This window comes from Cellulomonas sp. S1-8 (assembly GCF_026184235.1).
GTDB lineage: Bacteria > Actinomycetota > Actinomycetes > Actinomycetales > Cellulomonadaceae > Cellulomonas.
On sequence record NZ_CP110806.1, the window covers coordinates 3019947 to 3034443 of the forward strand.

The 14497-nt window shown below is 71.9% G+C and carries 9 protein-coding genes; 1 reads left to right on the plus strand and 8 read right to left on the minus strand.

What is annotated here, in order from left to right; genetic code table 11:
* Positions 1-42 precede the first annotated feature (42 nt).
* The 7 genes from chvE (OKX07_RS13490) to pulA all read right to left on the minus strand — a co-directional run bounded on the left by chvE (OKX07_RS13490) (position 43) and on the right by pulA (position 13711).
* On the minus strand, positions 43-1200 hold the full coding sequence (chvE, locus tag OKX07_RS13490; protein WP_265628577.1) for a multiple monosaccharide ABC transporter substrate-binding protein: 1158 nt from the start codon (positions 1198-1200) through the stop codon (positions 43-45).
* 320 nt (positions 1201-1520) lie between these two features.
* The gene (locus tag OKX07_RS13495) at positions 1521-2303 is read right to left on the minus strand and encodes an ATP-binding cassette domain-containing protein (RefSeq protein WP_265628578.1); all 783 of its coding nucleotides are present in this window, start codon (positions 2301-2303) and stop codon (positions 1521-1523) included.
* A 66-nt stretch (positions 2304-2369) separates the two neighbouring features.
* A complete protein-coding gene (locus OKX07_RS13500; RefSeq protein WP_265628579.1) occupies positions 2370-3602 on the minus strand; it encodes an ROK family transcriptional regulator in 1233 nt (410 codons plus the stop codon).
* A gap of 46 nt (positions 3603-3648) precedes the next feature.
* Positions 3649-4881 (minus strand): multiple monosaccharide ABC transporter permease, encoded by a 1233-nt coding sequence (mmsB, locus tag OKX07_RS13505; protein ID WP_265628580.1) that lies wholly within the window; start codon positions 4879-4881, stop codon positions 3649-3651.
* Entirely contained in the window at positions 4878-6425 is a 1548-nt protein-coding gene (mmsA, locus tag OKX07_RS13510) for a multiple monosaccharide ABC transporter ATP-binding protein (protein WP_265628581.1), read from the minus strand. The genes mmsB and mmsA overlap by 4 nt, the downstream gene beginning before the upstream one ends.
* A gap of 64 nt (positions 6426-6489) precedes the next feature.
* Entirely contained in the window at positions 6490-7620 is a 1131-nt protein-coding gene (gene chvE / locus OKX07_RS13515) for a multiple monosaccharide ABC transporter substrate-binding protein (RefSeq protein WP_265628582.1), read from the minus strand.
* 235 nt (positions 7621-7855) lie between these two features.
* Complete coding sequence (pulA, locus tag OKX07_RS13520) at positions 7856-13711, minus strand: pullulanase-type alpha-1,6-glucosidase (RefSeq protein ID WP_265628583.1); 5856 nt, start codon at positions 13709-13711, stop codon at positions 7856-7858.
* Positions 13712-13873: 162 nt separating this feature from the next.
* On the opposite strand from pulA, the gene OKX07_RS13525 reads away from it, so the two are divergent.
* Positions 13874-14218 carry an iron chaperone gene (locus OKX07_RS13525; protein ID WP_265628584.1) on the plus strand — a complete coding sequence of 115 codons (345 nt, stop codon included), beginning with the start codon at positions 13874-13876 and terminating at the stop codon, positions 14216-14218.
* 30 nt (positions 14219-14248) lie between these two features.
* Here the strand turns inward: OKX07_RS13525 and OKX07_RS13530 are convergent, their stop codons facing one another.
* Positions 14249-14425 (minus strand): isochorismatase family protein, encoded by a 177-nt coding sequence (locus OKX07_RS13530; RefSeq protein WP_265628585.1) that lies wholly within the window; start codon positions 14423-14425, stop codon positions 14249-14251.
* Positions 14426-14497 lie beyond the last annotated feature (72 nt).

Genomic DNA, 14497 nt, shown 5'->3' on the forward strand with positions numbered 1-14497 from the left:
CGCGCGGCCCGGCCGGGGTGACCGGCCGGGCCGCGCGCGTGATCACTCCGCGACGCCCGAGGCGACCTCGTCCGCGGTCCAGTACTCCGAGTCGACGAGCAGCGGTGCGATGTCCTCCGCGAACACGGTGTCGACGGTCAGCAGGTAGGACGGGACGACCTTGATGCCGTTGTCGTACGTCTCGGTGTCGTTCGCCTCCGGCTCCTCGCCGTCGATGAACGCCTGCGCGACCGTGATCGACTGCTCCGCGAGCTTGCGCGTGTCCTTGAAGATCGTCGACGACTGGACGCCGTCGTTGATGAGCTTCACCGACGCGATCTCGGCGTCCTGCCCGGTGACGATCGGCAGCCCGGCCTCGATGTCCGGGCCCATGCCGACGCCCTGGAGCGCCGTGATGATGCCGCGGGAGATGCCGTCGAACGGGGACAGCACGCCGGCGAGCATCGAGCCGTCGGAGTACGTCGAGGTGAGCAGGTTCTCCATGCGGCTCTGCGCGGCCTCCTGCGACCAGCGCAGCGTCGCGACGGTGTCGAAGTCCGTCTGACCCGACTTGACGACGAGCGTGCCGTCGTCGATGAGCGGCTGGAGGACCGACATGGCGCCCTCGAAGAAGAACCCGGCGTTGTTGTCGTCGGGCGAGCCGGCGAACAGCTCGATGTTGAACGGCCCGGCGGCGTCCGCGACGCGGGTGCCGGCGGCGTCGAGGATGCCCATGCCGCGCAGCAGCGCGGTGCCCTGGGCGACGCCGACGGCGAAGTTGTCGAACGTGACGTAGAAGTCGACGTTCTCGCTGTCGCGGATCAGGCGGTCGTAGGCGATGACCGGGATGTCCTGCGCGGCCGCGTTCTCGAGCTGGCTGGTCAGGGCGGTGCCGTCGATCGACGCGATGATGAGGACGTCGGCGCCGCTCGTGATCATCTGGTCGATCTGCTGCGTCTGGGTGGGGATGTCATCGCCCGCGTACTGCAGGTCGACCTGGTAGCCGAGGGCCTCGAGGCCGTCCTTGACGGCGTTGCCGTCGGCGATCCACCGCTCGGAGGTCTCGGTGGGCATCGCGACACCGACGGTGATGTCGCTCGCGTCGACCTCGCCGCCTGCGCCCTCCTCGCCCTCGGTGCTGCCCGCGCCACCGCCGCCGCAGGCGGCGAGGCTCAGCGCGAGCGCTCCGGCCGTGGCCGCCATCGTGATCTTGCGTCGCATCTTGTGTGCTCCTTCTCGTCGTCGAGAGGTTCCGGACCCGAATCCAGTCGGGTGTCCGAGGGCGGCCCCTGCGCCGCCTTCGTCCGGAGGTTCCGGCTGCGTCGGCCGGGACTGGCGTCGTCGTCGTCCCGGTGCAGTGGCCTCCACTGTGCTTACGTTCGGAACCCGAAGTCAACTGGAGAGGGCACTCTCTTGGTTACGAACTCATCACAACCTGCGGGACGTCCACCGGACGAGCGACGTGGAAGCGCAACCACACCCCGGGCGCCGCAGCGCGCCTCCCCGGGGAGTCACGAGGACCGCCGCCGCGGCCCGACCGCTCAGAACGGCGCGGTCGCCGGACGGCGCGGCACGCCCGGCCGCACGGCGCCGGTGATCGCGCCGAGGATCTGCTCGTACCCGGTGGTCCGCGCGTCGAACGACCCGTTGTTGCGCCCGTGGCGCAGCACCTCGATGCGGTCCGCGACCGCCCGCACGTCCGTCAGGTTGTGGCTGATGAGCACGACCCCGAGTCCCAGGTCCCGCAGCCCCTCGATGTGCATCAGCACCTCCGCGGTCTGCGCGACCGACAGCGCCGCCGTCGGCTCGTCCAGCACGACCAGCCGCGGCGACCCGATGAGGGTCCGCGCGATGGCGACCGACTGCCGCTGCCCCGCCGACAGGTGCGACAACGGGATCCGCACCGACGGGATCCGGCTCGTCAGGTCGCGCAGGATCTGCCGCGCCACCTGCTCCATGCGCTCGTCGTCGCGTACGCCGCGGGCGTCGCGCAGCTCCCGCCCGAGGAACAGGTTCGAGGTCACGTCCAGGTTGTCGCACAGCGCGAGGTCCTGGAAGACCGTGGCGACGCCCAGCCCGTGCGCGGCCGCGGGCGTCGGGATGCTCACCGGGACACCGTCGATCTCGACCAGCCCCGTGTCCGGCGTCAGCACGCCCGCCACCATCTTGGCGAGCGTCGACTTGCCCGCGCCGTTGTCGCCGACCAGCGCCACCACCTCGTGGCGGTGCACGTCCAGATCGACGCCCGCGAGCGCCTCGACGCCGCCGAACCGCTTGCTGATGCCTCGCATCGACAGCAACGGCACCCGTGTCGCGTCAGTCATGCCCGGACCCACCTGCTCCTCGTCGCGCACGTGTCACGTGCAGTGAATCCCCCTGCCTTCCCGTGGTCAACCCTCGTCCTGCTCCTGCGGGCCGTCGTCCCCGTCCTCGAGCGGCACCTCCTGCTCGACGCGCACCGGCACGTCCGCCGCCCGCAGTGCGAGCACCAGCGCGCCCATCACCTCGGCCCGCTGCCCCAGCGCCGCGGGCACGACCTCCAGCGGGGCGATCTGGTTGAGCAGCACGCGGCGGCGCACCGCGTCGCGCAGCGGACCCAGCAGCACCTCGCCCGTCTCGGACAGCTCTCCCCCCACGACCACGCACTGCGGGTTCACCGCCGTGCCCAGACCCGCGACGACCGAGCCGATCACCGCACCCGCGTCCGCGACCACGCGCGCGAACCCGGGGTCCCCGTCGCGCGTGCGCGCCACGACGTCCCGCAGCGCCAGCGACCCGTGCGTCGCCCGCAGCGGCTCGACCAGGGCGTTCGCCCCCACGACCGTGTCGAGGCACCCCCGCGAGCCGCACCGGCAGATGTGCCCGGTCGGGTCGACCTGCACGTGCCCGATCTCGCCCGCCGTCCCGGCGAACCCGCGGTGGACCTGCCCACCCAGGACGATGCCGGCGCCGGTGCCGTACGACACCCGCACGTACACCACGTCGCGGTAGCCGCGGGCCGCCCCCAGCGTCGCCTCGGCCAGCGCCCCCAGGTTCGCGTCGTTGTCGACGTGGACGGGCCTGCCGAGCCGCTTGGTGAGCACCTGGCCCAGGTGCTCCCCCTCCCAGCCGCGCAGCAGCCCGGGCACCGAGATCATCCCCGTGTCCGCGTCGACCGGTGCCGGGACCCCGACCCCGATGCCGACCACGTCGTCGAGCCCCGACCCGATCCGCTCGAGCAGCTCCATGACCAGCAGCGCGGCGCGGTCCAGCGTCGTGTCCGACGGGTGCTCGTACGGCAGCGGCAGCTGCTGCTCCGCCACCACCTCGTGCGCGAAGTCCCCCAGCACGACGCGCAGGTGGCGGTGCCCCACGTGCACCCCGACCGCCAGGCCGACGCGGCGGGCGAGCGTGACCAGCTGGGCACGCCGCCCGCTGCGCGTCGTGACGGCCGTGTCGACGAGGCCGGCCGCCAGCAGCTCGCGGACGATCGTCGACACCGTCGCCTGGGACAGGCCCGTCGCAGCGGCGAGCTCGACCTGGGTCAGGCCGCCGTACCGCTGGACCGTCCCGACCACGAGCGCCTTGTTGGCCTCGCGCAGGGCCGTCTGCGACCCCGCCGCCGCCGCCCCCCGCCGGCTCACCGGGACGACCTCCCGGCGCTCACGCGCCGCACCGCGCCGCCGCGACCTACTGCGTGCCCGCGCGTCGCTTGTTGAGCAGGTCGAACGCGACGGCCAGCAGCAGGACCATGCCCTTGATCGCCATCTGCCACGACGGGTCGACCGACAGGATCGACAGGCCCATGTTGAGCACGCCCATGATGAGCGCGCCGACGATGGCGCCGGCGATCCGGCCGATGCCGCCGGTGACCGCGGCGCCGCCGATGAAGCAGGCCGCGATGGCGTCGAGCTCGTAGTTCTGACCCGCCGACGCGATGGCCGCGCCGGCGCGTGCCGTGGTGAAGACCGCGGCGGCGCCGGCCAGCAGACCCATGTTGACGAAGATCCAGAAGTCGACCTTGCGGGTGTTGACGCCGGACAGCGCCGCCGCAGCCCGGTTGCCGCCGATCGCGTAGATGTGCCGACCGAAGACGGTGCGGCCCATGAGGAACGAGTAGGCGACGACGAGGGCGCCGACGACGACCAGGACGATCGGCGTGCCGCCGGCCGAGAACGACAGGATGACGGTGAGCACGCCGATGCCCAGGGCGATCATCGCGATCTTCGCGATGAACAGACCGGTCGCCTCGACGTGCAGGTCGTGCTTGCGCAGCGCGCTGCGCGCCCGCAGCTGGCTCAGCGCGATCGCCGCGATCGCCAGGGCGCCGATCACCAGCGTGACGACGTCCATGTCGTTCACGTAGTTGAGCCAGGGCGGCAGCGAGCCCTTGGAGATGCGGATGAACGAGGAGGGCAGCCCCGCGAGCGTCTCGCCGACGACCACGAGGGCCAGCCCGCGGAACACGAGCATGCCCGCGAGCGTCACGATGAACGCCGGGATGCCCACGTAGGCGACCCAGAACCCCTGCCAGGCGCCGACGAGGGCGCCCAGCGCCAGGCCGACGAGCACCGCCACGATCCACGGTGCGTCGAAGTCGCGCATGGTCGTGGCCACGATGCCGCCGACGAACGCGACGACGGAGCCGACGGACAGGTCGATGTGACCCGCGACGATGACCATGAGCATGCCGATGGCGAGCACCATGATGTGCGCGTTCTGCTGGAACAGGGCCGCGACGTTGTTGGCGAGCAGCAGCTTGCCGTCGGTGAGCACCTGGAACAGCAGGACGATGACGACCAGGGCACCGAAGATGCCGTACTGGCGCGCGTTGCCGCCCAGGCCCTGGAGCCGCTGCGCGAGCGGCACGCGCGGCGCACCCGGCGGCGTCGAGGGCACGTTGGCGTCGGTCGTGGTGCTCATCGGGCGATCCCGTCCTTGTCCATCGTCATGAAGTGCATGAGGTGCTCCTGGGTCGCGTCGGCGCGGGCCACCTCGCCCGTGACGCGGCCCTGGCTGAGCGCGTAGATGCGGTCGCAGACGCCGAGGAGCTCGGGCAGCTCGGAGGAGATGACGAGCACGCCCTTGCCCGCGTCCGCGAGCCTGTTGATGATCGTGTAGATCTCGTACTTCGCACCGACGTCGATGCCGCGCGTCGGCTCGTCGAGGATCAGCACGTCGGGATCGGTGTAGATCCACTTGCTGAGCACGACCTTCTGCTGGTTGCCGCCGGACAGCTTGCCCACCAGCGCCGCGACGGTCGGCGTCTTGATGTTGAGCTCCTGGCGGTACTGCTCGGCGACCGTCGACTCCGTCTCACGGTCGACCACGCCGAACCGGGAGAGCTTGCCGAGCGCGGCCAGCGACACGTTGTGCTGCACCGTGTCGATGAGGTTGAGGCCGAACCGCTTGCGGTCCTCGGTGGCGTAGGCGATGCCGTGGGCGATGGCCTGCCGCACGTTGCCGACCGTGACCTCCTTGCCGTCGCGGAACAGCCGTCCCGAGACGCGGGTGCCGTACGACCGCCCGAACACGCTCATCGCGAGCTCGGTGCGACCCGCGCCCATGAGGCCCGCGAGCCCCACGATCTCGCCGCGGTGCACGGTCAGGCTCGCCCGATCGACGACCTTGCGCGCCTGGTCGACCGGGTGGTGGACGGTCCAGTCCTCGATGCGCAGCACCTCCTCGCCGATGGTCGAGGTGTGCTCGGGGAACCGGTGGTCGAGAGGACGGCCGACCATGCCCCGGATGATGCGCTCCTCGGTCACGGGCTCCGCGCCGTTCATGGCGAGCGACTCGATCGTCTGCCCGTCACGCAGGATCGTCGTGGTGTCCGCGATCGCCTCGATCTCGTTGAGCTTGTGGCTGATGATGATCGAGGTGATGCCGTCGTCCCGCAGGCCCCGGATGAGGCCGAGCAGGTGCGCGCTGTCCTCGTCGTTGAGGGCGGCCGTCGGCTCGTCGAGGATGAGCAGGCGCACCTCCTTCGACAGGGCCTTGGCGATCTCGACGAGCTGCTGCTTACCGACGCCGATGTCGGCGACGCGGGTGTCGGGGCGCTCGGCCAGACCGACGCGGGCCAGCAGGCGCGCCGCCTCGGCGTTGGTCCGGTTCCAGTCGACGACGCCACGCTGCGCCCGCTCGTTGCCGAGGAAGATGTTCTCGGCGATCGACAGGTAGGGCGAGAGCGCGAGCTCCTGGTGGATGATGACGACGCCCTGGCGCTCGGAGTCGCGGATCCCGCGGTACTCCTGCACCTGGCCGTCGAGGACGATGTCGCCCTCGTAGGTGCCGTGGGGGTAGATGCCCGACAGGACCTTCATGAGCGTCGACTTGCCGGCGCCGTTCTCGCCGCAGATCGCGTGGATCTCGCCGCGGAGCACCGACAACGTGACGTCGGAGAGCGCCTTGACGCCCGGGAAGGTCTTGGTGATGCCGCGCATCTCGAGGATGTGCTCGGTGTCCATGTGTCCTCGCTGGTGGTCCGGACGGGCCGGCCGCGCGACCCGGGGTCGCGCGGCCGGCTCGGTGTCACAGGCCGAGGTCCTCGGCGGCGTAGAAGCCCGACTCGGTGAGCACGTCGACGTTCTCCGGCGTGATGACCTGCGGGGGCAGGAGGTAGGTCGGGACGACCTTCACACCGTTGTCGTAGGTCTCCTCGTCGTTGACCTCGACGGTCTCGCCGTCGACGATCTGCTGGATCATCGTGGCGACCTGGTCGCCGAGGGTGCGGGTGTCCTTCCAGACGGACATCGACTGCTTGCCCGCGATCATGTTGAGCACGTTGGCCTGGTCGGCGTCCTGGCCGGTGAGGACCGGGTAGTCCGGGCCCGGTGCGTAGCCGTTGCCCTCGAGCGCCTGGGCGATGCCCAGCGCGAGCGAGTCGTTGGGCGACAGGACGACGTCGACCTTGGTGCCGCCGGCGTAGAACGAGTTCAGGCGGTTCTCCATCTCGGACTGGGCCGTGTCGGAGCTCCAGCCCTGCACGCCGATGGACTGCCAGTCGTCGTTGGACGCCGGGGCCTTGCCGGACGGGACGACGAGCTGGCCGCTGTCCACGTACTCGGACAGGACGTCCCACGCACCGGCGAAGAAGAACTTCGCGTTGTTGTCGTCGGGCGAGCCGGCGAACGGCTCGAGGTTGAACGGGCCGGCACCGCCGGCGAGGTCCAGCGTCTCGGCGATGAACTCGCCCTGCATGGTCCCGACGCCGTAGTTGTCGAACGTCGCGTAGTAGTCGACGTTCGGGGTGTCGTTGATGAGGCGGTCGTAGGCGATGACCGTGATGCCGGCCTCGGCGGCCTGCTCGAGGGTCGGGGCGAGCGCCGTGCCGTCGATCGACGCGATGACGAGGATGTCCGCACCCTGGTTGATCATGTTCTCGAGCTGGGTGATCTGCTGGTCGACCTTGTTGTCGGCGTACTGCAGGCTCGTCTCGAAGCCCGCCTCCCCCAGCAGCTCCTCGAGGTGCGCGCCGTCGCGGTTCCACCGCTCGAGGCTCTTGGTCGGCATCGCGATGCCGACGAGCGTCTCCTCGACGGTGCCGGCACCCTCGGTGCTCTCCGACCCCGCGTCACGCTCGGTGCTGCAGGCCGCCAGGGACCCGACCAGTGCACCTGCGGCGACCATCGCGATCGCGCTCTTCTTCCACGCCTGTGACATCGTTGTCTGCTCCCTCTGTACGCCGCAGCGAGGGCAGGGACGTCCGTCGTCCCCGCCCCCCGGGGCCGGCGTCGGTGCCGGTGAGCCGGGTACGGCTTCGCGTTGAATTCAAGACCTGAAGCCTAGGCAGGTGCAAGGGTCGTGACCAATCCGTGTCCTGACGTCATTCGTGCGTGTTGTCGCACCACGCTCCCGACATCCCGGACGTCCCGCCGAACGAGTGGTCGACCTGGCTTCACTGCTTGAAGCCACTGCGTCGCTCGACGAGGACGGCCACCGTCCGGGCGGGCACCGTGACCGTCCCGGTGGCCCGCTCGTAGACCGTGCCGCGCACCACCGGGTCCGCACCGTACGCCTGGACCGGCGAGAGCACGTAGCGCCGGCCGGTGAGGGTGCCGACGCGCTGGCTCGTCGGCTCGTCGGACGCGTTGACGACGACCAGCAGCCCGTCCAGACGGCGGTCGACGTCGACCCGCCAGCGCCGCGTCGCGGCGTCCCAGCCCGGGCGGTCCTCGACGTGCATGACCACGACGCCCGGGGTTGCGTCCGGACCCGACACGGGGAACGTCACACGGTCCTCGATCAGGTCCGCGTCGCCCAGCCGGAACAGGCGCGTCGAGCTGCGCAGCTCGAGCAGCTCGGCAGCCGCGGTGCTCGCGGTCGCGATGTCCTGGGGCGTGGGCACGAGCGTCGGGTCGGCCAGCAGCGGCTGCTGGAACGGCCACTTCGCCTCGTTGTCGGGCGCCGGGGGCAGGCCACGACCGAAGCCGTTGGTCTGCTGCGAGAAGTCGAGCACGTTGAACCAGTCACCCGAGTCGTAGGAGTTGCGGTCCAGCGACTTGCTGCGCAGCAGGTCGGCGCCCGCGTGCCAGAACGACGGCGTCTGCGCCAGGGTCGCCGTCGCGAGCGAGACCGTGCTCATGCGCACCCGGTCCGCCATGGGTGTGTCCTGCGGCAGCTTGAGGTACAGGTTGTCGAAGATCGTCTCGTTGTCGTGCGCGTCGACGTAGGTGACGACCTCCTCCGGGGAGTCGGCGTACCCGGCGGGCTGCCCGTTGTAGTCGAGCTGGTCGCCGCGCCGCACGGTGCCGTCGCTCGCCAGCAGCTCGAAGCCGCGCAGGTTGCCCGCCATGCCGAGCCGTACGAGGTCCGCCTGGTGCCGCACGCGGGCGAGCTGATCGGCCTCGCTGCCGTTCACCGCGGCACCGTTCGGGTCGGTGTACGCACCCGAGCCGAACCCCTGCAGGCGCGGGTCCTCGTCGAACGGACCGCCGCCACGCACCGCGTCGCGCAACCGGTCGGAGAACGTGCCGATCCCCGTCCCGCCGAGCTGGCCCTGCGTGGCCTGCTCGAACAGCCGGTTGTCGGCGACCTCGCCGAAGTTCCAGCCCTCGCCGTAGAGGTACACCGCGCGGCCGTCGACGCCGTCGCGCCGGGTCGTCAGTGCGTCGAGCGCGGCGCGGACCTTCTCCATCGACTGCCGCGAGTGGTGGCCCATGAGGTCGAACCGGAAGCCGTCGACCTTGTGGTCGCGGGCCCACGTGACGACCGAGTCGACCATCATCTTCTCGGCCAGCGCGTGCTCGGTGGCGACGTTCTGGCAGCACGTCGACGTCTCGACCTGCCCGGTCGCGTCCAGCCGGTGGTAGTAGCCCGGCACGACGCGGTCGAGGACGCTCTTCGCGTCCTGCCCGCTCGCCGCCGTGTGGTTGAAGACCTGGTCGAGCACGACCTGCAGGCCGTCGGCGTGCAGCGCGCCGACCATGGAGCGGAACTCCGCGATCCGCGCCCCGCCGTGGGCGTGATGCGCGTACGAGCCCTCCGGCGCCGTCCAGTGCCACGGGTCGTAGCCCCAGTTGAACCCGTCCTGCCCGGCGACCGCGGTGACGCACGCCTGCTGCTGCGGGGAGTCGGGAGGCAGCGCGGCCAGGTCGCAGTCGGGGGTCGCCTGGGCGGCGCGGTCCTCCTCGATCGAGGCGATGTCGAACGTCGGCAGCAGGTGCACGGTCGTCAGGCCCGCGTCCGCGAGGTCGCGCAGGTGGTCGCGCCCGTCGCTGCGGCGCACCGCGAACGCGCCGTACGTGCCGCGCAGCGCGGGCGGGACGGTCGCGTCCGCGATCGAGAAGTCGCGCACGTGCAGCTCGTAGATCGTCTGGTCGACGGGCCGCACCCGAGGCTGCGGCGTCCGCTCCCACTGCCGGGGGCGGTACCGCGGGTCGTCGAGGTCGACGAGCACGCCGTGCGTGCTGTTCAGCGTCAGGGCGACCGCGTACGGGTCGGTGACCCGGTTGACCTCGATCTCCCCGGTCGTGGGCGCGTAGACCGTGACCTCCCACAGGTAGGCGCCGCCGGACCACCCCCTGCGACCCGACGCGGTCCACGCACCGTCGGACTGGCGGCGCGCGGCCGTGCGGACGGGCTCGGCGGTGGTGTCGACCGCACCGTCGCGCGCGGCCGGCCACACGAGGAGATCGACGTCCTGCGCGGTCGGGGCCCAGAGTGCGAGCGACGGCCGGCCCTTCGACCACGTCGTTCCGTACGTACGTCTGGTCGCCTTGCTGCTGTACAGGTCGTCGAGCACCCCCGGCACCTGCACGCCCGTGACCGCCTGCGCGACGTCGTCCACGCCGGCCTGCCGGACCAGGAGCTGCCCCTGGAGCAGCCGCTCGACCGTGCGACGGTCCGCGTCCACGCGCAGCGCGAGGTACCCGTCGAGGGCGGGGAACCGCGCGCGCTGCTCCGTCGTGAGTCCGCCCTCGACCACGGAGAGCGCGATCGCCTCACCGCTGGTGACCTGGCCGTCCGCGACGACGAGCGACGCGTCCGGCGACGCGTGCAGCGCGAAGCCCAGCTCGGACGGGTCGGTGCCGCTCGCGACGAACGACGCCGGCCACGCGATCGTGCGCGCGTCGAGCCAGTGCGCGGCGAGCTGCCCCGTGCCGGGCAGCGGCGGATCGCCGGCCCCGATGCTCAGCACGTGCGTCGTCAGGTCGTAGGTGAACACCACGGGCGAGCCCCCGGGGGCCGAGAACGGGATGTTCGCACCGCCCAACACCCCGTCGACGCCGTAGCTCACGTCCCAGGACAGGCCGTGCGCGACCTTGACCTCGTAGGTCCCGGCGGCCAGGTCCGGCAGCGTGAACGTCGCGGTGCCGTCGCCGTCGCCGTCCACCAGGGCGGTGGCCAGGCAGGCCGGGTCCCAGTCGCCCGCGCAGCCGACCTCGCTCTGGTACGAGCCCGGCAGCGTCAGCAGCGGACCCTGCGCGGACGAGGTGACCTGATGGGTCGTCGCGTCGTACACGAACGTCACCTGCTGCGGCGCGTCCCCCGTCACCGTGTACGCGATGTCCGCGCCCCCGGGCACCCCGCCCGCGCCGTAGTTCTCGTCCCACGTGCCGCCGACGGCGACCTTGTACTCATAGTCACCGGGCGGGAGCGTGAACGAGCCGGAGTACACCAGCCCGTTGGACGAGGTCAGGCGGGCCGCCTCGCAGCCCGGCTGCCAGTCGCCCGGGCACCCCATCGCGGCGTTGTGGCTGCCCGGCACGGTGACGAGCACGTCCCCCGGCCCGGGGGGCGGCTCGACGCCGTCGACGGCCACCCCCACGCTCGCGTACGTCGACGCCGCGCTGCGGTGGCCCGTGACGTCCTCGCGCACCGCGCGGTACTCGACGAGCGTGCCTGGCGCCAGGTCCGTGACGTCGTGGAACACGCGCGGGTCGGACGTCTCGGCGGTCCCGAGCGCCGTGAGGTCCGCGTCGCCCACCACGCGGTAGCCGAACGACGTCGTGGCGTACGCGTCGTCGACGGTCGCCGCCACGGGGGCCAGGCCCGCGAGCGCGGCACCCGCCCCCGGTGTCGACAGGGTGATCGCGTCGTCGCCCGCCGCGACCGGCCCGTCGGCCCGCAGGACGACGGACCCGAACGCCGGCACCGTGACGTCGACCGTGCCGTCCGCCCCGGCCGTCACGGCCGCGCCGTCGACGACGCCCGCGCCCGAGGTCGCCAGCAGCGGGGTGAACGTGGCCCCGGGGGTGAGCGTGCCGAGCGTGACGCTCGCCGGTGCGGCCGCGTTGTTCAGCGCGACGAGGTGCTCGACGTCGTCGTCGCCGATGCGGGAGAACGCGTACACCGGGCCGTCGGCGTACCGCTCGACCTGCGCCCCCGTCGTCAGGGCGGGCGTCGCCGCGCGCAGGTCCGCGAGCGCAGCGATGTGCCCGTACAGCGCGGTGTCCGTGTCGAACCGGTCCTCGGACCCGGCCGGGGTGCCGTCGAGCAGCGCCTGGTCGGCGTACTCGGTCACCTGCGTCGCGAACATCGACTGGCGTGCGTCCTTGTCCCGCCCGCCCAGCGACCCGTCGCCGACGAAGCCCTGCTCGTCGCCGTAGTAGACGACCGGCTGCCCGCGGGTCAGGTACATCAGGGCGTGCGCCAGGCCCGAGCGGGCCTGGGCGTCGCCCGCGTCCTTCACCGCGTACCCGATGCGCCCCATGTCGTGGTTGCCGAGGAACGTGGGCAGCGCGTGGGCGTTGCTGGTCGGCGTCGTGTACAGGTCGTCGCTCGCGTACAGCGCACGCAGGCCCGCCGCGGAGAACCCCTTGGCGTAGTTCGCAGCTGCGGCCTGGAACGAGAAGTCGAGGATCGCGTTCATGTCGGTCTCGCGCACGTAGGGCGCCGTGAGTGCCGCGTCCGCGTCGTAGACCTCGCCGAACATGAAGAAGTCGGGGTTGCCGACCGACTCCGCGTGCTGCGCGATCTCGGTGGTGAAAACCTCCCAGAACGCGTCGTCGACGTGCTTGACGGTGTCGATGCGGAAGCCGTCGATGCCGAGGTCGACCCACGCCTCGTACACGTCGACGAACCCGTCGACGACCCGCGGGTGCTCGGTCATGAGGTCGTCGAGGCCGTCGAAGTCGCCGTACGTGACGGACTCCCCCGTCCACGTCGAGTTGCCGCGGTTGTGGTAGAGCGTGGGGTCGTTGAGCCACGCCGGGACCTTGAGGTCCGCGTCGGCCGGGTCGACCACGGGCGTGTACGGGAACGACGTCGCCGGGTCGAGCGCGGGGAAGTCGTCGGTTCCCGCGTAGTCCGCGGGGTCGAAGGGCGTGCCCGCCGCGTCACGGTACGGCTCGACCGACTGCTCGACGTACGTGTACGCGCCCTCGGCGTAGTCGACGACGTCGGCCGTGTGGTTGGTGATGATGTCGAAGTACACGTCGATGCCCCGCGCGTGGGCGTCGTCGATGAGGGCCTCGAGGTCGGCGTTGGTGCCCAGGTGCGGGTCGATGCGCGTGAAGTCGGTGATCCAGTAGCCGTGGTAGCCCGCCGACACGTCGGCTCCGGTTCCCTGCACAGGACGGTTGAGGAAGGACGGCGTCAGCCAGATCGCCGTCGTGCCCAGGCCCTCGACGTAGTCGAGCTGCGCGCGCAGACCCGCGAGGTCACCCCCGTGGTAGAAGCCCTTGTCGCTCGGGTCGAGGCCGGTGACCAGCCGGTCGCCGGTCAGGCCGCCGGTGTCGTTGGCCTCCTGCCCGTTGGCGAACCGGTCGGTGAGCACGAAGTAGAACTGCTCCCCCGCACCCGGGTCGCGCACCGGCTCGGCGACGATCGCGGCGTCCGCGTCGGTGTAGCCGCCGGCCAGGTCGGCGACGACGACGGACGTGCGGTGCGTCGCGTCGTCGTACGTGAACGTGAGGTCCGCCGGGCCGGCGAGCACGAGCGGCGTGTCCGCGTCGCTCCCGTCGGCGCCGTACGACGCGTCCCACGTGCCGTCCAGCGCGACCTTCCACTCGTGCGCCCCGCCGGGCACCGTGAACGTCGCGGAGAACCGCCCGGGGACGTCCGTCGGGGCGAGGGCGGTGGCGGCGCAGGTCGGCTCCCAGTCGGCGGCGCAGCCGAGCTCGTCCTGCAGGCTGCCGACGAGCGCGACGCTGCCGGCCACGGCCGTGGCGGCAGGGGCGAGCGCGACGACGGCGCCGGTCACGCCGACGGCGAGCGCGCAGACCGCCGCCGCGAGCCGACGCGGCCCTCGGGGCACGGCACGCGGGGCCGGGCGGCGGGCGGGGGGACGGGGCAGGACGGCGCCGACCATCGGGACTCCTTCGTCGCGGCACGTCGTCGTGCCGGCGGTGGCTGTCCTGGCGACCGTAACGCGTTGCAAGAAGTTGCAGCAAGGGTTTCGGTCATTCCCGACGCACCGGACGGCCACCCCTGGATCCCCACGCCCACGGCCCGCGTGTGCCAGCATCGCCGCATGGGCACCGTGGACGACTACCTCGCCGGGCTCGACGCGGCCGACGCCGCCACGATCGGGCATGTCTACGACGTCGCACGGCAGGTCGTCCCCGAGGCCGAGCAGGGTCGCGGCTACGGCATGCCCGCGCTGGTGCACCGCGGCAAGCCGCTGCTGTCAGTCATGCGCGCCGCCCGCCACATCGGCGTGTACCCCTTCAGCCCCGCCGCGGTCGAGGCGGTGAGCGAGGCGCTCGCCGGCTACGACCTCGCGAAGGGCACCATCCGGTTCGACCCCGCCCGGCCGCTGCCGGACGACGCGATCCGCGCGCTCGTCGAGGCGCGCCGGGCGCAGATCGAGGGCTGATCCCCCGGGACCGACGCGCGTCCGGCCACGTCACGTCAGCGGCGACTCCAGCGACCGCAGCAGCGCACCCGAGTCGGCGACCGCACCGAACACCCCGCCCTGCATCGTCACCATCTTCAGCGCCGCCAGGTAGTTGCCGTGGTCGGTGGCACCCGTGCAGTCCGACAGCAGCAGGCACTCGTAACCGCGGTCGCTGGCGTCCCGCATCGTCGTGTGGACGCACGTCGGTCGTGATGCCCGTGCGGATGATGTGCGTGAGCCCCAGGTTGCGCAGCACCA

Excerpts from the sequence above, each read along its gene's own strand:
- chvE (WP_265628577.1), bottom strand. The coding sequence starts at position 1,200 with ATGCGACGCAAGATCACGATGGCGGCCACGGCCGGAGCGCTCGCGCTG.
- OKX07_RS13495 (WP_265628578.1), bottom strand. The coding sequence starts at position 2,303 with ATGACTGACGCGACACGGGTGCCGTTGCTGTCGATGCGAGGCATCAGC.
- mmsB (WP_265628580.1), bottom strand. The coding sequence starts at position 4,881 with ATGAGCACCACGACCGACGCCAACGTGCCCTCGACGCCGCCGGGTGCG.
- mmsA (WP_265628581.1), bottom strand. The coding sequence starts at position 6,425 with ATGGACACCGAGCACATCCTCGAGATGCGCGGCATCACCAAGACCTTC.
- chvE (WP_265628582.1), bottom strand. The coding sequence starts at position 7,620 with ATGTCACAGGCGTGGAAGAAGAGCGCGATCGCGATGGTCGCCGCAGGT.
- pulA (WP_265628583.1), bottom strand. The coding sequence starts at position 13,711 with ATGGTCGGCGCCGTCCTGCCCCGTCCCCCCGCCCGCCGCCCGGCCCCG.
- OKX07_RS13525 (WP_265628584.1), top strand. The coding sequence starts at position 13,874 with ATGGGCACCGTGGACGACTACCTCGCCGGGCTCGACGCGGCCGACGCC.
- OKX07_RS13530 (WP_265628585.1), bottom strand. The coding sequence starts at position 14,425 with ATGCGGGACGCCAGCGACCGCGGTTACGAGTGCCTGCTGCTGTCGGAC.